Below are 24,014 nucleotides of genomic sequence, written 5' to 3' on the forward strand. Positions count from 1 at the left end.
TATATATAAATATCTTAAAATTAAATTATTTTAATTATAAAAAAGCAAACTATATTTTTATCTTAATCTAAAATTTAAAATTATAGTTTTTGTAACTATTGGCTAATCATTACTTTATACTATATAACTTCATTTTACATAAAGTTATAAACAATAAGTAATTGAAAATCAGCTAATTAGTTAAATGTTATATAATAGGGTTTATGTATAAAAATTAAAAAAGCATACCCAGCTTTTAATCAAAATCTTATTATCCTACACTAAGCTATACAGGCAATTAACTCATTCAAATCTGCTACGTTATGGGCTTGGGACATATCTATTGGCTTATGATAGACATTTTCATATACCTCAGCAAAAATCTCTTTCTTTATTTCTGTGTCGTACTCATTATTACCCAACCATTGTTGGAAAAGATTAGGATACTGTTTTTCGTATTTGTATAAATAAAAATCTTGTAATTTATTGAAAAGCTGATTCTTAAACATCTCTTTTTTGGGAGAGAGTTTATTAAATTCTTTGAATACTATGCGAATAGAATAAGCGTGGCTCTGTCCTGCCGCTTTGTAAAACTCAAATTCAAAATTCAAGGAAGTGCGTTCTTGAATTTCTCGTAGTGCTTTTTGCAAGTGCCTTTTTTTCTCACGATTATTCTCGTAGTGAATATCTGCTATTTTGCAAAGGTGGTCAAAGTAAGGTGTAATTTCTTCTTTTTTGTACATAGCAACGTGTTGTAACATAGAAAGATACATAAAAAGACTTTTATTTCTCTGTGTACCAGCCGCTATGTAATCTTCTAAAAATACAGTAGAATAATAGCTTAATAAATTGGAGATGAACTCTTTGCTGAGTTTTAGCTCGTAGTACCTTTTCTGAGGACGGCGAGAGTCATAAAGTACCCTTGCGTCCACTAATACAGGAATACTGGAAATCCCTTCTATGTTCATGCCTGGTACTTTTGCCTTATAAGTGAATACAATGTTTTCCTTTATCATGCGGAAGATAGTGTATTCTAACTGAGAACTCCACTCATAACCATTGATACTTGGTTTGTGTTTGCGTGTTTCTGCGGCGGGGTGTCTTTTACTAAGGTTGGATTTTTTATAGCCCATGACTTTACAGAAGTCAGTCAAGGAAACGCGATTAAAGCCAAATAAATTATGAGTATAATTATAACATATATAGACAATTAAGTCCCTTACTAAACCTGCATCAGTGCCATAATGCTCGTTAATATCTGCCGCATTTAAGATAATGTTTCGCTCTACTCTGACAGGAGAAAGTGTATTAGTAGAAGAAGATGTGGAATTTTGAGAGTTTACCGCAGTTGTTGTCATATTTTTCTTATTTTAGCAAAGCAAACGCAAATTACATTTAGCTACAAAGTTAAAATTATTAAAAATATTTCCAAAAAACTTAGGTAAAAAAAATCTTTTTTCTCAAAAAAATTATGAAATACATCATTTTGATACTCGCCTCATGTTTTTTCTTTGCTTGTGGAGGTAAAGAAAAACAAGAAGATAATACTGAAAATCATATAACTAATGTCAGTGTAGTAGATTCTACTTACCTATGCGTGCCTTGTAAGTCAGTAGGGAAAATAACAGAAAATACCTCAGAAGCAGACTTGATAAAATGGTTTGGTAGAGAAAATGTCATCACTGAAAAAGCAGAGTTTGACGGCGGGGAGATGATTATTACGACTATTTTTAGAGGAACTGAAAAGCAACTTGTTATCAACTGGAGAGATGAAAATAACTTGGCAGGCGTCGCTTCTTGTGAAATCAATAATGCCAATACTATTTGGCAAGTTCCCTACGGCATCAAACCCTCGACACCTCTGAAAAAGTTGAATGAGCTAAATGGCAAACCCTTCTTATTCAGTGGATTTGGTTGGGATTTTGGTGGAAATATTACAGATTTTCAGGGGGGCAGTTTGACTGCTTTTAAGGAATGTTACAGTATAGGATTATCTGATGAGAGTACAACTCCTTACCAACTGACAGAGGAGGAAACTCAGCAAGTCATGGGAGATACAGATGTGATAAGTGATAATAAGGTTCTTGACAAAATGAATATTGCTGTGGGTGTAGTAAGAATATTATTGAAGTAATAAATTCATTTAATGATTTTTTTCTTTACTTAAGATAGGGGTAAATCTAATGAAAGTTGTCTTAAAAATAAAAGAGTAAAGAAAGTTAGTTTTTAAGCAACTCCCAATTAGCTTTTTTGTCTTTTTTGTATTTATAAACCATAATTTACTTCATAACTTTTTCTAATTAATTTAAAATGAAAACTTTAAACTTAATTTTTGTATTTACTTTGCTTTGGGGAATCGCTGCTTTTGCCCAAGATGACGACAAAAGGCAAGAAACCCTGTTTGGTAGAGGCACAAGCGTTTCTGGCTTTGGAGGTCCTATAGTAGAGTTCAGTGTCGCTAAAGGGCAGTTTTCAGTGTCTAACGGAGGAGGTGGTGCAATAATTCTTAATCAGAGTTTCTTTATTGGCGGATATGGGGTAAATACTTCCAATCGCCTTGCGATTAATATACCTAATGCTAACTACAGGTTAGATTTTGGGCATGGTGGCTTTTGGCTGGGCTATATCAACTCACATACCAAATTAGTTCATTTTACAAGCAGTTTGCGGCTTGGATGGGGCAGTGTAAGCATGCGAGATAGCAGGAATTATGGAAATAATCCTAATACTCGGCTAAGTAATTGTTTTGTAGCTACCCCTGAATTAGGCTTTGAGGTGAATATTACTCGTTTCTTTCGTATTGCTGCAACAGCAGGTTATCGCATAGTAGCGGGTATTAGTGAAATTAATTTCACTGATATACAAGGGGGGGTAGTGGAAAAAGTAAATAATGCTGATTTTAGTAGTCCAATGGGTTCGCTTACATTCAAATTTGGTTGGTTTGGTAGGTAGAAAGACAGATTTTTTCTTATTCTCGCTTAGTCAAAATTATTTTTGCCTAAAAGTGGCAAAATAATTTTGACTAATTTTTTTCTTACGAACCTTCCCTTCATTAAACTTCTTCTTTACTATGAGAGTATAGGACAGTTAGCTACTATTCGTTTTTTATCTTTGTAATTGAAAAACTAAGCCCACAAAATAAAAGCAAAAAGGATATATTTTATTTGTAAACAATAACTTATAATTATGAACTTCAAATATGTAAGCTATCTTTGGGACGAGGCTAAGGCAAAGTCCTTGGGAAATAACCAAGTCGATTTACTCATTTATCGCTCCAATCTTTTAGGGGCAGACCTCCGTCTCACCAATTATGGGGGAGGAAATACCTCTTGCAAAACTACTGAAAAACACCCACTTACTAACGAGCCTACGGAAGTAATGTGGGTCAAAGGCTCGGGAGGCGACTTAGGAACGCTTAAAAAAAGTGGATTAGCGGCACTTTACATGGACAGGCTACTTGACCTCAAAAAAATCTATCGAGGCTTGCAATACGAAGACGAAATGGTGGAACTCTTTAACCACTGTATTTATGATTTGAACTCCAAAGCTCCCTCTATAGATACCCCTTTGCACGCTTTTTTACCCTTTAAACACATAGACCATCTGCACCCTGATGCAGTAATAGCGATTGCGGCAAGTAAAGACGGAAAAGCAATTAATCAGGAACTTTTTGAAGGGAAATTGGGCTGGGTGGATTGGCAACGTCCTGGGTTTGATTTAGGTCTGAAATTGGCAGATTGCTTGGCACAGAATCCTGATATTAAAGGCATTATTTTAGGGCAACACGGGCTTTTCACTTGGGGAGATGAGGCGTACAGTTCTTACTTGAACACTTTGGAAGTCATAGAAAAGGCAAGCGAGTATTTGGCAAGTAATGAAGGGAAACGCAGACCTGTTTTTGGAGGAGTGAAAATTCAGGCTTTGGAGAAAGAGCAAAGACTGACACAGGCAAGCAAACTTGCTCCTATATTGCGTGGGTTATGTTCTTCTTACCAACAAATGGTAGGGCATTTTACTGATGATGAGAGAGTTCTCCAGTTTGTCAATTCTAATGATTTAGATAAGTTAGCCCCACTTGGTACGAGTTGCCCTGACCATTTTCTGCGGACTAAAATTCGTCCTTTGGTCTTGGAACTCGCTCCAGATGAAGATATTACGGATTATAAAAAAATCAAGGAAAAACTTATTCCTGCTTTTGAGGAGTATAGAAAAGGCTACACGGCTTATTATGAGCAGTGTAAGCACCCTAATAGCCCTAAAATCAGAGATACCAACCCTGTGGTAATCCTTTGGAAAGGCGTAGGAATGTTTACTTTTGCCAAAGACAAACAAACCGCCAGAGTAGCCAGCGAATTTTATATCAATGCCATCAATGTTATGCGTGGAGCTGAGGCAATTTCTGAATATATTTCTTTAGCTTTGCAAGAGGCGTTTAACATAGAGTATTGGTTATTAGAAGAAGCCAAACTTCAGCGTATGCCTAAGGAAAAGCCACTTTCTCGTAAAGTAGCCTTGATTACGGGTAGTGCGGGAGGTATTGGGAAGGCAATTGCCAAAAAATTTGTGCAAGAGGGGGCTTGTGTAGTGCTTTGCGACAACGATGCTGACCGCCTAAAAGGCGCGGAAGAGGAATTTGAGAAGACCTATGGCAAGGATAGCTTTTCAAGTAACGTAGTAGATGTAACAGATAATCAAAGTATTGCAAAACTATATCAGACTGCCTGCCTTGCATTTGGGGGGGTGGACATTATCGTCAATAGTGCAGGAATTTCTATTTCCAGAACCATAGAGGAAACCAAAGAGAGCGAATGGGATTTGATGTATGATATTTTGGTGAAAGGACAGTTTCTTATTTCCCAACAAGGAGTGGAAATTCTGAGAAAGCAAGGTTTGGGAGGGGACATAGTTAATATTGTAAGTAAAAATGCTTTGGTTTCAGGACCCAATAATGCAGGATATGGCTCTGCTAAAGCGGCACAGTTGCATTTGAGTAGGCTTTTAGCGGCGGAACTGGGTAAAGATAAAATTAGGGTAAACTCAGTAAACCCAGATGCAGTGATAGCTGATAGCAAAATCTGGGCTGGGGCTTGGGCTGAGGGCAGGGCAAAGGCGTATGGGGTTACGGTAGAGGAACTACCCAAATTCTATGCGTCAAGGACTTTACTCAATGAAATTATCTTGCCAGAGGATATTGCCAATGGGGTTTTTGCTTGTGTGGGAGGCTTACTGAACAAAAGTACAGGAAACGTGATTAACGTGGACGGTGGGCTTGCAGCGGCATTTGTGAGGTAGAACCTCATCGGAGCTATCCAGACCTGTAAGATTTTGAAAATCATATAGGTCTGGTAATTTTGCAATTTAATTTAGCTTTAACATATCATGTCAATCACATTTCGCTACATTCCGACAAATGGAATTCAACTACACATCGCGGAGGCTGGAGATAAAGAGAATCCTGTATTAGTCCTGCTGCATGGATTTCCTGAGTTTTGGTACGCATGGATTCACCAAATAGAATTTTTTGCAGCGCAGGGTTTTCATGTCATAGCCCCAGACCAAAGAGGATACAATCTCAGCGACAAGCCTCGTGGAGTAAACAAGTATGGTTTAGACGAACTTTGCAAGGACATCATTGGGCTTTTAGACCACGAAAAAGTACAAAAATGTTTTTTAATTGGACATGATTGGGGGGCAATGGTTGCATGGGGACTGGGCATGAAATTTCCTGAAAGGTTTTATAAATTAGGGATTATCAATGTCCCCCACCCTACTGTGATGAAGAAAAGCCTTAAAAATAACCCTATTCAACGAAAAAAAAGTTCGTATATGTTCTTTTTTCAACTTCCTTGGATTCCTGAGTATATCTTGGGAAAGGATAATTTTTTAACTTTGGTAAAAACACTAAAAAAGAATACCAAAAAGGGAGCATTTGCTGAGGAGGAGTTGGAAATTTATCGCAAGGCATGGGGGCAGAAAGGCGCATTGACAGGCATGTTGAACTGGTATAGGGGAATTATTCGTGCCGCACCGACTCGTGGAAAAACTAATAGGATAAATATTCCCACTCATATTTTTTGGGGAGAAAATGATTATGTACTTGGAAGAGATTTGGCAGAGCAAAGCCTGAAATACTTAGACTTTGGAGAGATTACCTTTTACCAAGCAACTCATTGGATTATGCACGAGATTCCAGAGCTACTCAACCCTGATTTGTTAAAATTTTTGCAAGAATAAAGATTATTGTGGTATGACCAATCTTTTCTCTTGCAAGGAATAGTAGAGTTTCTCGCCTCTTTCGAGCAGGATAGTAACAATATCTTTGCTTATTTCTTGTACGGTCCCATGTCTGAGGCTATCATTTGCCACATAGCCGTTAGCATCAAAGAAGCGGCGAATTGTTACGTTTTTGCCATCTTCGCAGGTTATCTCTACTATATAGGCACACCAGCCTTGTGCGTCTTTGTCAAAATAGCCTGATTCTTCGTAAGTACTTTTAAAAATAAGCGTGTCCATTGGTTGTGTATGTGTTTTTGTTTCGGCATATCAAAGTTAAAAAACTTTAAATAAAACTATATAGGTAATTCTATGATAAAAATGCTTCCCTTACCCAATTTGCTCTCAACGCTTACATGACCTTTGTGCTTTTCCACAATTTCTTTTACATAGCTTAGCCCCAAGCCAAAGCCTTTGACGTTGTGTATGTTGCCTGTAGGAACACGATAAAATTTTTCAAAAATAAGTTTTTGCTGCTCCTTGCTAATACCCAAACCCTTATCAGAAACTGTAATAAGTAAGTTCTTGTCGTTGCTCTCAGTAGAAATAAGAACATCTATGACTTCGGGAGAGTATTTTACTGCATTGTCCAAGAGATTAGAAATGGCATTAGAGAGGTGAAAACTATCCCCTATTACTTCTGCCTTAGCCGCATTGAGTCGCCTTGTGATTTTGCCTTTATCTCCAATCTTTAGTTCGTAGGTATCAGCTAACTGGTTGATTAGCTGATGAATATTTATGTTTTCTTTTTTCAGTTCTAAGCCTTTTTTGTCCAACATAGCCGCTTGCAATACTTTCTCTACTTGGGTATTGAGGCGTTTGTTTTCCTCTTTGATTACTTTGGTGAACTGCTTAATGGTTTCTGGATTTTGCAGCACCTGCTCGTTTTCAATATTAGCTACGGCAAATGTAATAGTAGCTATGGGGGTTTTCAATTCGTGAGTTACATTGTTGATAAAGTCGTTTTTCATAGTATCTAACTTTTTTTGCTTGGTTAGCAACTGTGCCGCTAAGGCATAGCAAATCAGAGAGATGACTATGAGAAAGAAAGAAGCCAAAAACTGTACAAGTAGGGACTGCAAGATAAACAGTTTTTCTTCGGGGAAAAACAATCGCAAATCTTCTCTGTCCCCAAAAGAGAATTGGTATTTAGTGCTGTCAAAATCTTGTGTATGAGCATTTTTAGGAAGGAAACTGTAGGCATTTTTTCGGGTATCAAAAAAAGCCAACAGCACTTCTGTATCTATCTTTTTTTCTTGAAGTTGTGCTTTTATCAAAGAATCAATCGGGAATATTTGAGCAATGCTCTGGCTATTTTTCTCACAGTCTAAGCAATACTGAATACTTCGCAATACGTAGTACTCTTTTAGTCTTTTGTTTTCTTTTCGCCGAGTCTGCTCGAGTTCATTTTTAAACCTCTCAAACTGCTCTTTCCTAAGCTGTGGGAGCAGGGTATCTGGCTCAAAATCGAGTTTGGGGTATTGCTGCACAGACTGAGCAGTAATAAGCCAAAAAGAACTGTCCTCATTGACGTACAAGGAGGTATAAGAATTTTTATCTTTTTCGTTGGAAGTATGGCTTACCCAGCGGGCATAAATGACTTGGGCTTGCTCTACTGTTTCTTTGACATCGTTAGCAAAGTTTAATTTTGCCCGCTCGTACTGCTTTTCTATGTTGGCGATTTCTAAGCCAAAAATTAGTCCTGCGGGAAAACTGATGAGCGAGAGCAGTGTGATATAGACCGACTTTTTCATATTCCAAAAATAAAAATTAGCACAAAAAATTAGGTAGTACTTTTCAAACTTTAAGTTTTCTTTAAGGTTTGGCTTTTAAAAATTTTATTTGCCAAACATTACAGTTCTTTGCGGTGTTAAAGTGTTAAGAATTTTTTATAAATTACAGTTCTATTTATTAACCAAATATTTTTTAACTCTCTTTTTCTTATGAAAAAATTACACGTTTCTATTTTTTCTGTCTTGGCTTCTTTGGTGATTTGCTTACCTTTTCTTTTTTCTCCAAGAACAAGCAGTACATGGCAAACAGCACAAGACATTACTATTTGCCATGTAGAAAGTGAGCCAAGTGCTTCTGCTACAAGCCTATTTAATAGACTTGCAGATGACCAAAGTTTTATGAATAAGCATGAAAATCCGCTTCCGTTCATTTTTGTGGGAGGTGGTCAGAAAATTACCTTCAAAACTCCAGATGGGCAGGAAGGTACAGGCTGGGAATTTAAGGCTACAAAGAAATCAGACAAGTACGTATTTGTAATCCACGAATGGTGGGGGCTAAACGACTACATCAAAGAAGAAGCAGGAAATATTTTTAATGAGCTTGACGGCAAGGTAAATGTCATTGCCTTAGACCTTTATGACGGGCAAGTAGCTACTACACGCGAAGATGCCGGAAAGTATATGCAAAGCGTAAAACCTGAAAGGGCGCAGGCTATCATCAAAGGTGCAGCAGAGTACGCAGGGAAAAAGGCAAAAATTGGCACAGTAGGTTGGTGCTTTGGCGGAGGCTGGTCTTTGCAAGCCTCTTTGGTGCTTGGTAAGCAAGCCAAAGCCTGCGTAATTTACTATGGAATGCCCGAGAAAGATGTAGAAAAACTGAAAACTTTGAACCCTGAAGTTTTGGGTATTTTTGCTTCACAAGAGCAGTGGATTTCTCCACAAGTAGTAGCTGAGTTTGCAGAAAATATGAAAAAAGCAGGAAAGAAACTTACTTTAAAGAACTATGATGCTGACCATGCCTTTGCTAATCCAAGTAATCCAAAGTACAACAAGAAATTTGCAGAAGAGGCAATGGCTTTGACTATAGACTTTTTCAAGAAAAAGTTATAAAAATCTACCAAACAAGATATTACATCTGACAGGTTTTGTAAACCTGTCAGGTGTAATCATTTACTTATCTCATGGCAGTTTTGCTTTTTAGCTTATCACCAAAATAGACAATCTTCCAAATCCTTCCTTTGCGAGAATCAGTTACGTACAAAGTACCATCAGGAGCGACTGCTAAGCCTGTAGGTCTGTGAATAGCATCATTAGGGCTTTTTACGTTGGTAGTCCCCTCAAATCCATCGGCAAATATTTCCCACTGACCGTTAGGCTTACCGTCTTTGAAAGGTACAAAAACGACAAAATACCCCTCTTGCTCAAAAGGGGAGCGATTCCAAGAACCGTGAAAAGCAATAAACGCTCCATTGTGATATTTTTCAGGAAATTGTGTTTTATTATAAAAAACCAAATCATTAGGAGCGGCATGGGCGGGGAAAGCGGCGATAGGTCTTTTGATATTTTCACAACGACCTTGTTTTTTCCCATCTCCACCGTACTCTGGGGCGAGCATTTTTTTATCTTGGAAGGGGTCAAAATAACAATAGGGCCAGCCAAAATCATCGCCTTCATTGATTTGTAAAAACTCCTCCGCAGGCAAATCTCTATTCATTGAGTCAGAGTAAAGTTTGGGAAATAGATAGTCCAACATATCCCTGCCGTGTTGTAAAGCATAAAGAGAATTTGCAGAAGCATTCCAATCCAAAGCAACCGCATTGCGGATTCCAGAAGCATAGCGTTTGCCGTCTTTGCCGTGCTTTTGCCCTGTTTTTTCTGCACTAAATTGCCAAATTCCCCCTTGTAAGTTGAGTTCTGGGCAAGGGTCAAGGGCTTTAGACCCTATCTGTCTGTCGTTTTCTTGGCAGGCATTGGAGGGTCCACCTACGGTTACATACATATTACCCGCTCCGTCAAAAGTCATAGGCTTAGATGCGTGGTCTCTTTGGACAGGAAAACCTGTAACCATCGTATCTGCTCGTAAATCAGGAAGTAACTCCCCAGATTTGAGCTTATAACGGAAAACCGCCGTATCAGAGGAAGCATACAAGTAACCATTGTAAAGAGCCATGCCTGTTCCTGTGTAATCTCCAAAAGTTGCTATCAGGTCAGCTTTACCATCTTTGTTGGTATCTCGCATTGCTACTATCCCTTTGCCATTGAGCAGAGTAGCTAATTTTACATAAATATCACCATTATCGTTTATGGCGATATGACGTGCCGTTGCTCCTAAGCCTTCTGTTACCAAAACTGCCCCAAAACCTTCTGGAAGGGTAATTCCTCCGTTGTCAGAAGCGGGTTGGTAGATTTCCGCAGGGTCATTGGAACTGAGGCTTTGATTTTCTGTTGTTTGACTGCCCCCACAAGCCATTAAGCATGAGCATAGGATTGCAAAAAGCATTGTTTTAGTAGTAGTAGATTTCATTTTATTTGAAAAGTAAGTAAAAGTAAAAAATTGTAATTCAGTAGATTAAATAAATCGTGTAGGTCAAATGTTTTAAAAACCCACTAAATTAGTGATAGTTTGAAATTTTTGTAGTGATTGAGATAAGAAAGGAGAAAATCGTTCTTTAAGTGTAGGTCTGACTTTCTAAGTCAGGTACTTGTCCGATTTGGGAAATCAGACCTACGTTTATAAAATGTGTTACCTATTTTTTGCCACCTCTCAAATAAGTAGATACACCCAGTTGCAAATACAACACACGTTGTTCAGCATTAGAAAGGAGATTTCGATAATCCAGCGTAGCTTCCAAGGCAACATTAGGAGATACGAAACGAGCAAGTCCACCTCCAAAGGCATAAGTAAACCTGTTAATAGAAGCATCAGGCGTAGGAAAGGTAACACCCCCATAGTTGTAATCAACATGAGCATAACCTAACTCGCCTGTGAGGAATAACTTTGTCTTGTTAGGCAAAAAATAATACCTTGCAAAAGCATTTAATCCATACCTTTTTAATTCCAAGGTAGTTACTGAAGAAGAGGAAAATGAGGAAAACTCATTGTACGCCAACAAGATAGGTACAGAAAGCCCAACTGCCAAATTGTTTTTAACGAAAAAGCCTATCTTTGGAGCGAAATCAAAAGAATTACCTCTGCCTCTGACTGGTTCCGTAGGTTTCAAAGAGGAAAAGCCTATGCTACCCACTACTAACCAAGTTTTCGCCTCTGTATGAGGGATAAAGGTACTCTCCTCGCTTTTTTTGCCTTTGAAGTAGGCGAACAGCCCTATTTCAAAATTGTAGGTCTGGCGAGCAAAATTTGCAAATTCAAAGCTTTCCTTTCGATAATCTGCTGTAAATTCCAATCCTATATTTGAGGTAATAAAATGCACTAAGCCTAAACCTGCACGATAGTTTGTAATAGCCTGATTATTGGAAAAATAATACTTTGAAGAGGTCTGTGGGTTAAAATTTTCTGAGCGATTCCTTATATAAGAAGCCCCCCATTCTCCATGAACGAACAGTTTTGTTTTAGAAGGTAAAAAATAATACCTTGCAAACAAACTCGTACCTATACCAAGATTATGACTTGAGTAATCAGAAACCCACGAACCGCTGTAATTCATAGGAACAGCAAGCCCTACGGCAAGGTTATCTCTAAAAAAGTAGCCTGCTCTCGGTCTTAATACCAACCCTGCTGTATTAAGCGAATTATCCTTCATAGCTTGAAGCCAACCGCTCCCTCCTGCCATCCAAGTCCCTTTTTCAGTTTGGGCAAAAGACGCATGAACAACGCATAGCAATAGCCATGCAGCAAAACAAAATTTTAAGTTTTTCATAAGAAAGAAATTAAACGGTAAAAAAGTAAAATGTGTAAATAAGAATGTAGAGAATAAAAAATACTAAGTCAGTCAAAAGAAATGGGTAAAGGTTTAATTTCATGCAGATTATGGGATAGTATAAAAATAAGAATAATTATCGCGTTTCAAAACTAATAACTGTTTGCTGTTAAAAGCAAAATTTAGGTGCTTTTTAACACTGCAAAATAGGTAAGCATAGAGTTTGAAATATGGTAGAAAATTGCCTATTTTTGTTTCTAATACTATTTATTCTTCAATGCAAAAAAAGGTCTTTCTCTGCTATTTCATTTTCGTAATTTTTAGCTGGAACTTTGCTTTTCCCCAACGAGCCGACATTCCAAGTCTAAAGAAAAAACTCCTTAGCAGCATTTCTGCTAAGGAAAAAGTAGAGATACTTAACAAACTCTTTTTTATTTATATTTTCCTTGACAAGGACAGTGCTATGCACTACAAAAACTTGGCTTTTCGATTGGCTACCCAAACCAAAGATGCCAGAGGCATCGCCTATAACCAAGTCAATGAAGGAATCATGCTCAAGCTAAGAGGAGATTATGCTGGTGCCATGGACAAGTTCCTCCTTAGTCTTTATACTTTCGAGAGCCTCAAAGATGAAAAAGGTATAGCTACGCTCTATGATGAGATAGGACTAATATGCACAGACCAAGAGCATTATGCTTTAGCAGAGGACTACCTCAGCCAAAGTCTCCAACTTAGGCAAAAATTGAAAGACGAAATAGAAGTAGGCATGTGCTACTACAACTTTGGCAACCTATACTTAAAAGTAGGGAAATTAGATGAGGCACTGCTCTATCATCAGAAAGCCTTAAAAATCAGGCAGTTTGTCCAGAAAGATATTTTTGGTACAGGACATTCCTTCCGATGTATAGGGGAAGTGTATTTGGCTAAAAATGAATTGGATAGTGCCTCTGCTTATTGCCAAAAAGCCTTAGCAATATTGGCTGACAAGAAAGATGCTTTTTTGCACAGCGAAGTATATTCCTTACAGGCGGCGATTCTCCAAGCACAAGGCAAGTACGAAAAAGCCTTAGAAGCCTACCAAATTTCTCTTGACTCAGCCAAGTTGTTTTCCTTCCAACAGCAATTACGAAAAGTTTACAAAGGCATAGCCGAATGTTATGCCGAACTCGACAAGCCCATAGAGGCACGAAACTATTTGCAGAAACATATCGCTCTTACTGACAGCCTTTCCTCTACCAATTCTTTGGAAAAAGTGGTTCGTATTAAATCAGATTACGAAATGGCAGTCAAAGAAAAGCAAATATTGGCTTTGGAAAAAGACAAATTGGTACAAGATGAAAAACTATTCTATCGCAATATTTTGCTTTCTATCTCTATTTTCTTTCTGATAATCCTTGGAATTTCCTTGTATTGGGTGTATAAATACAACCGCCGCTACCACCACGTCAATTTGCTTTTGAAAGAAAAGAACGACACCTTACTTGCTCAAAATGAGGAAATTGAAAGCCAACGAGATAGCCTTTTGAAAGCCAATGAAAATATTAAAGCCCAAAATGAGCAGATTAAGGAACAACGCAATGACCTCAAAAGATTGGCAGAAAATATCGGCAACTACAAAGATAAAATCAAAACCCAAAGAGATATTCTCCAAAAGGCATACGAGAAAATAAACTTACACAAGCAGCAGATTAAGAGCCAAAGAAATGACTTGAAAAGGTTGATTGAAACGATTACCAACTATAAAGACAAACTGAAAAAACAGCAAGAAAAACTCATTACGCTCAACGAGGAGATTAAAAGCCTCAATGAGTACTTAGAAAGCAAAGTGCAGGAACGCACAGAGGAGTTGAGGAAAATCATAGAGAGCCTCTCCAAGCAAAACCAAGACTTAGAGCAGTTTTCCTATATCATTTCTCATAACCTTCGCGCTCCTGTGGCTCGGATTTTAGGCTTGGTCAATATTTTTGACATAGAAAATAAAAATAATGACTTTAATGTGCAGATATTAAGCCACTTGGCAAAGGCTACTCAAGACTTAGACACTATCATTTGGGACTTGACCGAAGTAATTTCTATTCGCAATAGTTTTAACTTGTTAAAAGAACCTATCAACTTAGAGGAACTTACCCAAGAAGTTTGCAATTATTTAGAAGGAGAAATTAAAAATTCTCATGCTCAAATCCAAAGTAATTTTGAGGTGAAAAGTATTTTTTCAGTAAAAAGCTATGTGCAAAGTATCTTGCACAATTTGCTTTCTAATGCTATTAAGTTCCGCTCCGCTCGCCGCGAACCGCAAATTTACATAAAGACTGAATATATAGATAGTTATGTCTGTCTTTCCATTAGCGACAATGGCTTAGGCATGGATTTAAGCAATACTACTCAGTACAAAATTTTTGGCTTGTACCAACGATTGCACGAACACGTAGAGGGCAAGGGCATGGGGCTTTTTTTGGTAAAAACCCAAATAGAAGCCCTCAATGGCAAGATAGAAGTAGAAAGTAAACTCAACGAAGGCTCTGTTTTTAAAGTCTATTTTCCTGTAAAAGATGAAGAATCTCCATCATAAACACATTTTGTAATTCATTTTTGATATATTTGTTTTAGGAAATTTTCTTTGCACCCCTTAGATTCACTTTTTTATCATCTTTTCATTTTGACACCTATCCCGATGAAGCACTTTTTATGCTTTGTATGCTATATTTCACTTTTCACTTTTAGTTTTGGACAAGCTAATAATGAGGTACTTATGCTCAGTCCTACTCAGCCTCAAGTGGGAAAACCTGTGGAGTTTGCATTTAATCCTTTGCTTACTTCGCTGGCAAGAGCCAAGGAAATCAGTAGTGTAGTGTATCTGGTTGATGATAAAGAAATCAAGGCAGAGGATATTACGCTTTTTCGTAAAGGCGATATTTACACGGGAAAAATAGCTCTACCTCGCAATACGATTGCTTTTTTTCTTACATTCAGAGATAAATCTACGAGTCGCTCTGGAAAGATGGTCAGTGAGGGTTTTACGGTTAGAGTTTTTGATAAAAATCAACAATTCAAGGAAGAAAACTATGCTTTGTTGGCAAAAGGTTACTATGAGTGGTGTGGCTTAGTAGGCAGAGAAAGAGATAACGCACTTATCATAGGTTGGTTGGAACATTATTTCAAGTTACAGCCCCAGCATAAACGAAAATACTTGGACTTATATTTTACTGCCTTGAAAAATGAAGATGCAGACAAAAGTAAACCTATCATTTATAGAGAATTAGAAAGCCTTTATACGGAAAAGAATCTCTCAGAAAATGACTTAGTATTATTGCAAAAATGGTATGGTAATCTTTATGATGAGGACAAAAAAGTTTACTTTACTAATCTTTTAAAAAGTCGCTACCCTCAAGGCGATTTTGCGGTAAACGAAAGATATTTACAATTTGTCCAAGAACCTGATATTTACAAAAAGAAACTACTGTATGAAAATTTCAAGAGAGATTTTCCAAAGTCAGAAAACCTAAAATCCATGCAGTTGAGTCTGGCGTATCTTTTTGCCAATCAGAAGAATTGGGAAGGTTTTGAAAGCATCGTTTCTTCTATCAAAATGAAAGATAAAGCCTTCTTGTACAACTCTTTGGCTTGGGAGTGGGCAGAGCAAAATATCAACTTGGACAAAGCCCAAGAACTTGCTTCGCAGACGGCTGAGTATGCCAAGTATCAGCTAATTCAATCTACAGAAAACAAACCTTCATATATTTCCAACAGCCAATGGAAAGAGCAGTTAAAAATTAACTATGCTACCTTTGCGGATACTTATGCTTATGTGCTTTTTCGCTTAGGCAAATACAAGCCTGCTCTCCCCTACTTTAAAGATGCTTCAGAAATTTTCTTTAATAACATAGAAGTCAATGAACGCTATACTACGTGTTTAGAGCAAATTACTAATACTGAGAGTATAAGTCTGCTGAAAAATGAATTGGAGCGATTGGTCAGGGCAGGAGTAGCTTCGGAGAAAATGAAACGCCAACTGCAACAATGCTACGGCAAGGAAAAAGGGAATTTGCAAGGTTATGATGCTTATTTGGAAAGTTTGGAATCCGAACTCAAAAAAGAAATCAGAAATAATTTGGCTAAACAAATGTTCAGCGAATCTGCCCCTGATTTCAAAATGATAGACTTAGAAGGCAAAGAGGTTTCTTTAGCAGATTTCAAAGGAAAAATAATTCTGCTGAACTTTTGGGCAACTTGGTGCGAGGATTGTGCAGCTTTTTTCCCTTTTTTAGAAAAAATCAGGGCTAAGTACAACAAGGTAAACTCTGCCGTAGTTTTTCTTTTTGTCAGCACTTGGGAGAATGCAAGCAATCGCCAAGAAGTGGTAAAAGACTTTTTAGCCAAAAATAAATATGATTTCCCTGCTTTTATTGATAAAAATAATAGTGTGAGCCTCGACTTCAAGGTAAATCATATTTTTGCAAAAATAGTCATAGACAGGAATGGCAAAATACGCTTTAAGCAGACGGGAGTCAGTGAAAATCAAACCCTTATGGCAGAAGAGCTTAGTCAAATGATTGAAATAGTGAATGAGATGAACTAAGGTAGGGCAATCTTACACCGCTCATTAGATAGTTTGGCGATTTCACTTTCTATCTCTACTAACAGCGAAGTTTTCACATTGTCTAACTCATGCTGATAGGATTTGCGAAGTTCTTTGCGTTTGATTGCTTCCAAAAAGCGGCGAATGTCCTCTTTACTTTCTAAAATCAGTGCAGGAACTCTTTTAGGCTTGTTGTCATCACCCTTATGCACCATAGTAAAGTAAGAAGTATTAGTGTGCTTGATGTCCCCTGTCTGAAAATTCTCGGCAATCACCTTGATTCCCACCAACATAGAGGAATTTCCCACGTAGTTCACCGAAGCAAACATCGTAACCATTTCACCGACCTCTACGGGTTGTAAAAACTCTACTCCCTCGATGCTTACTGTTACGCAGTAGCCGCTACAGTGCTTGGAAGCACAGGCATAAGCAACCTTGTCCATGAGAGAGAGCAACAATCCTCCATGAATCTTCCCTCCAAAGTTGGCATAGGCGGGAATCATGAGTTCGGAAATCGTAGTGCGAGAGTAGCTGACAGGTCTAAAAAGTTCTTCCATTTTTTTTTAGGTTTGTTTTCAAATTACTTTTACTTCATCTCCTATGCGGACTTTCCCTCCTTTAATGATGCGTGCAGTGATTCCTCCATGACCACGCATTGCATTGTATCCTCCCTCGCCCAAATTCTCCTCCATACGAGAACATGGGTGGCAAAGCCCCGTAGTTTCTAAGATGGCTTCTCCGATTTGGAACTGCTTGTTTTGCAAAGCTAAGAGATTTATGCCTTTTACTACAATATTTCTGCGAGTGAGCGCAGGGTCAATGCTCTCCCTGCCTAACATGGAAGCTACCGCTTGCAAATGTTCAGCTTGAATAAGGGTAATGTGCCGTTTGCTATCTGCTTTTCCCTTGTAGTGGTCGCCTGCTAAACCCTTGTTTTCTACGACTTCTACCTCCTCAAGTACTTTGACCTGCCCACCTCTTTCAGGGCGTATGCTTACCCAAGTAACTTGTCCGATTTGAGGTAGGCACTGGATAAGTTGTTCTATGGTTTTCATTTTATTAATTTTTCTTTTTGATTTTTACTGCAAATGCCTGATAAGGATTGTCTTGCATGAGTAGCTTAACCTCTTTTTGAGTAAAACCACTTTCGTATAACTTTGGGATAAAATCAGTAAAAATGAGGTGATAAGGGAGAAAACTTCCTCCATTTGCCTCGCCAATATGATACCAACCCGAGTCTTGGGACAGCAAGGTTCGATGCAAAAGTTTTTCCTTTTTCATCATTTGCAAATAGCTGATGTACTGCGAAATAGTCTGCTCACTTAATTGGGAATTGGCAGGATACAGCCCATCAAATTCTACCCATGCTCCTTTGCAGGCTACTTGGAGGTGTATCTCTGTGTTTTGCTCATTTTGAGCATGAATCCACACAAAAGCCGCAGGGTGTACTCCTTTTGATTCTATGATTTTTAACTGCTCTAATACCGCTCCATTCCCTCCTGTGTGAGAGGCTATGGTCAGTCCCGTTTGCAAGTGAGTAAGTGCTGCTGCTTCTACGATTTTTTGTTGCAAGTCTGTAATAGGGGCATCGCCTACCGATATTTTCATAAAACTTGGCTTGATGCCTGTACCTTCTATGCCTTCTTTCCATTCTCTTATCCATCTTTCCGCTAACTGCTGAGGGCTTTCTGTCTGGACATGAGCAGGCAAATACTTGTGATTGACCGCCCCGTAGTAGCCTGTATTGGTCAGGATATGCAAACCTGTAGCCTCTGATAATCTTTTAAGTAAAATAGGTACTCTCCCTAAATAATTAGGAGTGCAATCTATCAAAGTAGCACAGCCATTGGCTTTGAGTTTTTGTAGGAGAGGCAAAGCAGTTTCAAAGATTTTGTCCAGATTATAGGTAGAGGTATCTATCTTATCCGCTCCGATAAAGTCCACTACAATATGCTCATGAGGCAGGGTAATGCCCATTTGCTTTTTAGAAATCCAGCCATTGACTGTCATGATTTCTGCTTTTTCAATTTCTTGGCTAAAAACAGATTTTGCAAATAACGAAAAGATACTTGCTAAGGAAAGTTGGATAAAATTTCTGCGTTGCATAGTTTTAAGGATATGCTCAAAGTTAATAAAAAAAATTGCTTATCCGAGTGCTAAGTTGCTGTCAAATTCTCTGGCAAAAGTAATAAAATCAGTGTTAGGCGGTGCAATGTCTTGCTGTCGTAGTAGTATTGCATACTGCGCCCTATGGTAGGTAGCGTGATTGATGCACTGGATAATGATGTCAGAAACTATATTTTCATAATCTACTTTCTGGAAATTTTGGTATGACATGATTCTGTCAAATTCTTCTTGATTACTATTTTGTAAGTAATTAAGCCAATTTTTGGTATTTTCAACAGAAAGTTTCTCTAGCGTTTCCCAAGGCAAAATTTCCCAGATATGAATACTCAAATCTGGATTGCCTTTGATGCGTGTAAGCCATAGTTTCTGGGCAGTAAGTACATGGCTTACCAACAAATGGATTCTGTGGGGTATTTTCTCAGTGGGAATCGTCTTAAAAAAATCAAAATAGCGGTGATTTGCCCAGTGATTATAAGTAAAAAGTCGTATAAAGTGTTCTTTCATCTTCTTGGAGGCTATAATTCTTGCCTACAAAGATAAAAAATCTTAGTGTAAAAAAAACAATAAGAAAAAATAAAATTACTTGCTAAAATACTATCAAAATATTTGACTCAGTCTAATGAAGTTACAAAGCACTTTTTCCGTCAAAAAGTTGGTTATTTATTTTCTGGCTATACACGGCATAGTTAAAGCCTTTTTGGATACAGTATGCCCCGTATTCTCCTTTTTTGTTCAGAGCTAAAAAACCTACTTGGATTTTCTCAAATCCTTTAAAACGCTGCATGATGCGTTCTACAGCGACTTTGCAGGCTTTTTCAGGGGACTTGCCTTGTCGCATAAGTTCCACTACTAAGTGGCTACCTACTGTACGTATCACCGCCTCCCCTACTCCTGTGGCACAAGCTGCACCGACTTCATTGTCCACGTACAAACCTGCGCCGATAATTGGGGAATCACCTACTCTACCGTGCATTTTCCAAGCCATGCCACTTGTGGTGCAAGCTCCAGAAAGATTCCCTGAGGCATCTAAGGCAAGCATTCCGATTGTATCATGGTTATTCTCAAAGTTGATAATTGGTTCGTATTTTGCCTCTTTAAGCCATTCTCTCCATGCTTTTTCTGCTGTAGGCGTAAGCAAATTTTCTTTTTGGAAGCCATTTTTCAAGGCGAAATCCAATGCCCCTTCGCCTACTAACATGACATGAGGTGTTTTTTCCATGACCAATCGCGCTACCGAAATGGGGTGCTTGATGTGTTCTAAGAAAGCCACTGCCCCGCAGTTGCTGTTCTCGTCCATAATACAAGCGTCCAGCGTAACCCTGCCATCTCTGTCAGGAAATCCACCATAGCCTACACTGCTTACTTTGGGGTCTGCTTCGGAAACTTTTACACCCGCTTCTACGGCATCTAAAGCTTTCCCATTTTTGCTTAGAATCTCCCATGCAGCTTTGTTGGCATCTATGCCATGTTCCCAAGTAGAAATCACTATGGGATTATTTTTAACTCTACTATCTTTCATATTCCCAAGTACTTGGCTTGCTACACTTATTAAACCTAAGGAAAGAAAACTTCTTCTTTGCATATATTTTAACGATTAAATAGTACTATCATACTGTGCCTAACTTGGAAAATTAGACCTACTTATGCAAAGCTAATTTGTTTTTTGGAAAATCAAAAAAGGCTTCCTTTTTAAAGAAGCCTTTTCTCATATTTTAAAACATTTTAAAGTTTGATTACTTTGACCGAAACGTTGGTAGTACTGCTTATGATTCTTACTATATACGAGCCACTTGCTTGGTTAGTCATGTCTATAAAGAAGCCTTGTACTTTACCATTAGTCAAGAAGACATTTCTTTGATATACGATTGTCCCAGTAATAGAAACTACTACCACTTGGATTTGACTATCCGCAGGGTTTTGATAATCTAAGTAGAATCGTCCATCTACTGATGGGTTAGGATATACTTGATATACCAAAGAAGATTCATCTATCTGACCATTGCAGTTGTTATCTATTCCGTCAGGTACTTCCGTTGCGTCTGGGTGTACATTTGGATTGTTGTCATTGCAATCACCTTTGTTAGATACGTAGCCCGTAGGTTTCACACAAGACTTGATAGTTACACTTGGATTACCAAAGCCATCGCCATCTGCATCTTGATACCAAATAGTATTGGGATTAATCTTCGCATCTGAATCATCACAATCTGTATTGTCTGGCACATATCCTATTGGAGCGGTGCAAGCAGATACCACTACATTTGGATTACCAAAGCCGTCTCCGTCTGCATCGCGATACCACTTAGGCACTGTTCCGTCAGGATTGAAGATGGTAGGACAGTTATCAGTATTGTTGCTAACATATCCATCTGGTCGAGAGCAAGCCTGAATCGCATTTGCAGGGTCTCCTAAGCCATCTCTATCTTGGTCGAGATACCAAGTAGGGATAACTTGATTAGGATTAGGCAGTGTTGGACAGTTATCTGTACCATTTAGTACATAGTTTCCAACAGGTTTTGTACAAGAAACAATGAAGTTGTTAGGGTCTCCAAAGCCATCTCCGTCTTGGTCTAAGTACCACTTTGTATTTGGATTGATATTCCTATTTGTATCATCGCAATCTGTATTATTTCTGACATATCCTGCAGGTTGCAAGCATTGAGTTCTTACATCGGCAGGATTACCAAAGCCATCTCCGTCTGCATCACGATACCATTTCGTATTAGGATTCAAACTTGCATCACTATCGTTACAATCTTGATTATTTCTCACAAAACCTGCGGGTTGAGTACATGATTTTTGCGTAACACTTGGATTACCAAAACCATCTCCGTCTGCATCGCGATACCAAATAGTATTAGGATTCAAGGTTGCATCACTGTCGTTGCAGTCTGCATTGCTTCTGACGTATCCCACAGGTTGCAAGCATTGAGTCCTTACATCGGCAGGATTACCAAAGCCGTCGCCGTCAGCATCACGATACCATTTGGTATTCGGATTGATGTCTGCCTTAGTATCATCACAGTCTGTATTATCTCTAATATATCCCGCAGGTTGCAAGCATTGGGTTTTTACATCAGCAGGATTGCCAAAGCCATCGCCGTCAGCATCACGATACCATTTTGTATTTGGATTTAGAGTAGCATCATTATCGTTACAATCCGAATTATTGGTAACGAAATTACCCACAGGTTTCGCACATTGGGTAAAGGCTACTGCACCTGCACCAAAGCCATCATTATCGTTATCTGCATACCACTTTGTATTTGGATTAATGCTTGCGTCGTTATCGTTACAATCCGTATTGTTCATTACATAACCTGCTGGCTGTGAACAAGCTACTACGCTTATACTTGGATTGCCAAAGCCATCGCCATCAGCATCACGATACCATACCGCAGTAGGTTTGATGGCAGGATTAGTGTCATCACAATCCCCATTATTAGTAACATAGCTGCCTGTTGGTTTAGCACATTGGACAAAGACTACTGGTCCAGCTCCAAAACCATCGCCGTCGTTATCTGCATACCATTTTGTATTTGGATTCAAGGTAGCATCGCTGTCATTGCAATCAGTGTTATCTCTGATATATCCTGCAGGTTGTAAGCATTGAGTTTTTACATTAGCAGGATTGCCAAAGCCATCGCCGTCTGCATCGCGATACCATTTCGTATTAGGATTGATGTCTGCCTTAGTATCATCGCAGTCCGTGTTGTTAGTAACATAATTACCCGCAGGTTTGTTACATTGTGTAAATGCAACCGTCGCTGCTCCAAACCCATCTCCATCATTGTCTGCATACCATTTTGTATTTGGATTTAGACTTGCATTGCTATCATTACAATCTGTGTTATCTCTAACATATCCAGTTGGTTGCAAGCATTGGTTTTTTACGTCAGCAGGATTGCCAAAGCCATCGCCGTCTGCATCGCGATACCATTGCGTATTGGGATTGATGTCTGCCTTAGTATCATCGCAATCTGTATTATCCCTAATATATCCAGTTGGTTGCAAGCATTGGGTTTTTGCATCAGCAGGATTACCAAAGCCATCGCCGTCTGCATCACGGTACCATTTTGTATTGGGATTCAGGGTAGCATCGCTATCATTGCAATCAGCATTGCTAAGCACAAAGCCCGTTGGTTGGGTACAACTTACTTGGGTTATAGTAGGATTACCAAAGCCGTCTCCATCTGCATCGCGATACCATACAGTTGTTGGGTTAATAGCTACATTATTATCATTGCAATCCGTGTTATTTCTAACATATCCAGCAGGTTGCAAGCATTGGGTTTTTACGTCAGCCGGATTGCCAAATCCATCGCCGTCTGCATCACGATACCATTGCGTATTGGGGTTAATATCTGCTTTGGTATCATCACAGTCCGTGTTATTTCTAACATATCCAGCAGGTTGCAAGCATTGAGTTTTTTCATCAGCCGGATTGCCAAAGCCATCGCCGTCTGCATCGCGATACCATTTCGTATTGGGATTCAGGGTAGCATCGCTATCGTTACAATCAGCATTGTTAAGCACAAAGCCTGTTGGTTGCGTACAGCTTACTTGAGTTATGGCAGGATTGCCAAAGCCGTCTCCATCTGCATCACGGTACCATACAGTTGTTGGGTTAATAGCTGCGTTATTATCATTACAATCCGTGTTATTTCTAACATATCCAGCAGGTTGCAAGCATTGGGTTTTTTCATCAGCCGGATTGCCAAAGCCATCGCCGTCTGCATCACGATACCATTTCGTATTAGGATTGATGTCTGCCTTAGTATCATCGCAATCAGCATTGTTAAGCACAAAGCCTGTTGGTTGCGTACAACTTACTTGGGTTATGGCAGGATTACCAAAGCCGTCTCCATCTGTATCGCGATACCATACAGTTGTTGGGTTAATAGCTACATTATTATCATTGCAATCCGTATTATTTCTAACATATCCAGCAGGTTGCAAGCATTGAGTTTTTTCATCAGCCGGATTGCCAAAGCCATCGCCATCTGCATCACGATACCATTTCGTATTAGGATTCAGAGTAGCATCGCTATCGTTACAATCAGCATTGTTAAGCACAAAGCCTGTTGGTTGCGTACAACTTACTTGAGTTATGGCAGGATTGCCAAAGCCGTCTCCATCTGCATCACGGTACCATACAGTTGTTGGGTTAATAGCTACATTATTATCATCACAATCCGTGTTATTTCTAACATATCCAGCAGGTTGCAAGCATTGAGTTTTTTCATCAGCCGGATTGCCAAAGCCATCGCCATCTGCATCACGATACCATTTCGTATTAGGATTCAGAGTAGTATCATTATCGTTGCAATCCGTATTATTAGTTACATAGTTACCTGTAGGTTTAGTACATTGAGTAAAAGCAACTGCCCCTGCGCCAAAACCGTCATTATCGTTGTCCAGATACCATTGTGTATTTGGATTAATAGC

Annotated in this window: 18 protein-coding genes; 7 read left to right on the forward strand and 11 right to left on the reverse strand. The window is 38.7% G+C overall.

What is annotated here, in order from left to right; translation table 11 throughout:
- Positions 1-260: 260 nt before the first annotated feature.
- Positions 261-1,337, reverse strand: a complete 1,077-nt coding sequence (locus BM141_RS09510; protein WP_091544522.1) for a hypothetical protein — start codon at positions 1,335-1,337, stop codon at positions 261-263.
- A gap of 113 nt (positions 1,338-1,450) precedes the next feature.
- Here BM141_RS09510 and BM141_RS09515 point away from each other — a divergent pair, with 113 nt between their 5' ends.
- The 4 genes from BM141_RS09515 (at position 1,451) to BM141_RS09530 (ending at position 6,213) form a co-directional block, all read left to right on the forward strand.
- Positions 1,451-2,113 carry a hypothetical protein gene (locus BM141_RS09515; RefSeq protein ID WP_091544525.1) on the forward strand — a complete coding sequence of 221 codons (663 nt, stop codon included), beginning with the start codon at positions 1,451-1,453 and terminating at the stop codon, positions 2,111-2,113.
- Between the two features lie 176 nt (positions 2,114-2,289).
- Positions 2,290-2,931, forward strand: a complete 642-nt coding sequence (locus tag BM141_RS09520; RefSeq protein WP_091544528.1) for a hypothetical protein — start codon at positions 2,290-2,292, stop codon at positions 2,929-2,931.
- Positions 2,932-3,165: 234 nt separating this feature from the next.
- Positions 3,166-5,271, forward strand: coding sequence for a bifunctional aldolase/short-chain dehydrogenase (locus BM141_RS09525; protein WP_091544531.1), 2,106 nt, complete (start codon positions 3,166-3,168; stop codon positions 5,269-5,271).
- A gap of 87 nt (positions 5,272-5,358) precedes the next feature.
- Entirely contained in the window at positions 5,359-6,213 is an 855-nt protein-coding gene (locus BM141_RS09530; protein ID WP_091544534.1) for an alpha/beta fold hydrolase, read from the forward strand.
- 3 nt (positions 6,214-6,216) lie between these two features.
- Here BM141_RS09530 and BM141_RS09535 read toward each other — a convergent pair whose 3' ends face one another.
- Together BM141_RS09535 and BM141_RS09540 are read right to left on the reverse strand one after the other, a co-directional pair.
- Positions 6,217-6,492 (reverse strand): hypothetical protein, encoded by a 276-nt coding sequence (locus tag BM141_RS09535; protein ID WP_091544538.1) that lies wholly within the window; start codon positions 6,490-6,492, stop codon positions 6,217-6,219.
- 56 nt (positions 6,493-6,548) lie between these two features.
- Positions 6,549-8,006, reverse strand: a complete 1,458-nt coding sequence (locus tag BM141_RS09540; RefSeq protein ID WP_091544543.1) for a sensor histidine kinase — start codon at positions 8,004-8,006, stop codon at positions 6,549-6,551.
- A 189-nt stretch (positions 8,007-8,195) separates the two neighbouring features.
- Here BM141_RS09540 and BM141_RS09545 point away from each other — a divergent pair, with 189 nt between their 5' ends.
- Positions 8,196-9,095, forward strand: a complete 900-nt coding sequence (locus BM141_RS09545; protein ID WP_091544544.1) for a dienelactone hydrolase family protein — start codon at positions 8,196-8,198, stop codon at positions 9,093-9,095.
- Between the two features lie 64 nt (positions 9,096-9,159).
- Here the strand turns inward: BM141_RS09545 and BM141_RS09550 are convergent, their stop codons facing one another.
- Both BM141_RS09550 and BM141_RS09555 read right to left on the reverse strand, forming a co-directional pair.
- Positions 9,160-10,485: a PQQ-dependent sugar dehydrogenase gene (locus BM141_RS09550; protein WP_245764035.1), complete on the reverse strand. Its 1,326-nt coding sequence runs from the start codon at positions 10,483-10,485 to the stop codon at positions 9,160-9,162.
- A gap of 247 nt (positions 10,486-10,732) precedes the next feature.
- Positions 10,733-11,863 carry an outer membrane protein gene (locus tag BM141_RS09555; protein WP_091544551.1) on the reverse strand — a complete coding sequence of 377 codons (1,131 nt, stop codon included), beginning with the start codon at positions 11,861-11,863 and terminating at the stop codon, positions 10,733-10,735.
- A gap of 277 nt (positions 11,864-12,140) precedes the next feature.
- Here BM141_RS09555 and BM141_RS09560 point away from each other — a divergent pair, with 277 nt between their 5' ends.
- Positions 12,141-14,432, forward strand: coding sequence for a tetratricopeptide repeat protein (locus tag BM141_RS09560; protein ID WP_143090871.1), 2,292 nt, complete (start codon positions 12,141-12,143; stop codon positions 14,430-14,432).
- 102 nt (positions 14,433-14,534) lie between these two features.
- Positions 14,535-16,439 (forward strand): TlpA family protein disulfide reductase, encoded by a 1,905-nt coding sequence (locus tag BM141_RS09565; RefSeq protein ID WP_091544559.1) that lies wholly within the window; start codon positions 14,535-14,537, stop codon positions 16,437-16,439.
- Here the strand turns inward: BM141_RS09565 and BM141_RS09570 are convergent.
- The 6 genes from BM141_RS09570 to BM141_RS09595 form a co-directional block, all read right to left on the reverse strand.
- On the reverse strand, positions 16,436-16,996 hold the full coding sequence (locus tag BM141_RS09570) for an acyl-CoA thioesterase (RefSeq protein WP_091544563.1): 561 nt from the start codon (positions 16,994-16,996) through the stop codon (positions 16,436-16,438). The two genes, BM141_RS09565 and BM141_RS09570, sit on opposite strands and share 4 nt — an antisense overlap.
- Positions 16,997-17,014: 18 nt before the next feature.
- Positions 17,015-17,494: an MOSC domain-containing protein gene (locus BM141_RS09575; protein ID WP_091544565.1), complete on the reverse strand. Its 480-nt coding sequence runs from the start codon at positions 17,492-17,494 to the stop codon at positions 17,015-17,017.
- 4 nt (positions 17,495-17,498) lie between these two features.
- Complete coding sequence (locus tag BM141_RS09580) at positions 17,499-18,545, reverse strand: phosphotriesterase family protein (RefSeq protein ID WP_091544568.1); 1,047 nt, start codon at positions 18,543-18,545, stop codon at positions 17,499-17,501.
- Between the two features lie 39 nt (positions 18,546-18,584).
- On the reverse strand, positions 18,585-19,070 hold the full coding sequence (locus BM141_RS09585; RefSeq protein WP_091544570.1) for a DinB family protein: 486 nt from the start codon (positions 19,068-19,070) through the stop codon (positions 18,585-18,587).
- Between the two features lie 121 nt (positions 19,071-19,191).
- Entirely contained in the window at positions 19,192-20,148 is a 957-nt protein-coding gene (locus tag BM141_RS09590) for an isoaspartyl peptidase/L-asparaginase family protein (protein ID WP_091544574.1), read from the reverse strand.
- A gap of 140 nt (positions 20,149-20,288) precedes the next feature.
- On the reverse strand, positions 20,289-24,014 hold a 3,726-nt coding region (locus tag BM141_RS09595), incomplete at its 5' end, for a MopE-related protein (RefSeq protein WP_177217326.1).

The sequence above is a fragment of the Thermoflexibacter ruber genome (assembly GCF_900113045.1).
GTDB classification, from domain to species: Bacteria; Bacteroidota; Bacteroidia; order Cytophagales; family Thermoflexibacteraceae; genus Thermoflexibacter; species Thermoflexibacter ruber.

Excerpts from the sequence above, each read along its gene's own strand:
- BM141_RS09510 (WP_091544522.1), bottom strand. The coding sequence starts at position 1,337 with ATGACAACAACTGCGGTAAACTCTCAAAATTCCACATCTTCTTCTACT.
- BM141_RS09515 (WP_091544525.1), top strand. The coding sequence starts at position 1,451 with ATGAAATACATCATTTTGATACTCGCCTCATGTTTTTTCTTTGCTTGT.
- BM141_RS09520 (WP_091544528.1), top strand. The coding sequence starts at position 2,290 with ATGAAAACTTTAAACTTAATTTTTGTATTTACTTTGCTTTGGGGAATC.
- BM141_RS09525 (WP_091544531.1), top strand. The coding sequence starts at position 3,166 with ATGAACTTCAAATATGTAAGCTATCTTTGGGACGAGGCTAAGGCAAAG.
- BM141_RS09530 (WP_091544534.1), top strand. The coding sequence starts at position 5,359 with ATGTCAATCACATTTCGCTACATTCCGACAAATGGAATTCAACTACAC.
- BM141_RS09535 (WP_091544538.1), bottom strand. The coding sequence starts at position 6,492 with ATGGACACGCTTATTTTTAAAAGTACTTACGAAGAATCAGGCTATTTT.
- BM141_RS09540 (WP_091544543.1), bottom strand. The coding sequence starts at position 8,006 with ATGAAAAAGTCGGTCTATATCACACTGCTCTCGCTCATCAGTTTTCCC.
- BM141_RS09545 (WP_091544544.1), top strand. The coding sequence starts at position 8,196 with ATGAAAAAATTACACGTTTCTATTTTTTCTGTCTTGGCTTCTTTGGTG.
- BM141_RS09550 (WP_245764035.1), bottom strand. The coding sequence starts at position 10,485 with ATGCTTTTTGCAATCCTATGCTCATGCTTAATGGCTTGTGGGGGCAGT.
- BM141_RS09555 (WP_091544551.1), bottom strand. The coding sequence starts at position 11,863 with ATGAAAAACTTAAAATTTTGTTTTGCTGCATGGCTATTGCTATGCGTT.
- BM141_RS09560 (WP_143090871.1), top strand. The coding sequence starts at position 12,141 with ATGCAAAAAAAGGTCTTTCTCTGCTATTTCATTTTCGTAATTTTTAGC.
- BM141_RS09565 (WP_091544559.1), top strand. The coding sequence starts at position 14,535 with ATGAAGCACTTTTTATGCTTTGTATGCTATATTTCACTTTTCACTTTT.
- BM141_RS09570 (WP_091544563.1), bottom strand. The coding sequence starts at position 16,996 with ATGGAAGAACTTTTTAGACCTGTCAGCTACTCTCGCACTACGATTTCC.
- BM141_RS09575 (WP_091544565.1), bottom strand. The coding sequence starts at position 17,494 with ATGAAAACCATAGAACAACTTATCCAGTGCCTACCTCAAATCGGACAA.
- BM141_RS09580 (WP_091544568.1), bottom strand. The coding sequence starts at position 18,545 with ATGCAACGCAGAAATTTTATCCAACTTTCCTTAGCAAGTATCTTTTCG.
- BM141_RS09585 (WP_091544570.1), bottom strand. The coding sequence starts at position 19,070 with ATGAAAGAACACTTTATACGACTTTTTACTTATAATCACTGGGCAAAT.
- BM141_RS09590 (WP_091544574.1), bottom strand. The coding sequence starts at position 20,148 with ATGCAAAGAAGAAGTTTTCTTTCCTTAGGTTTAATAAGTGTAGCAAGC.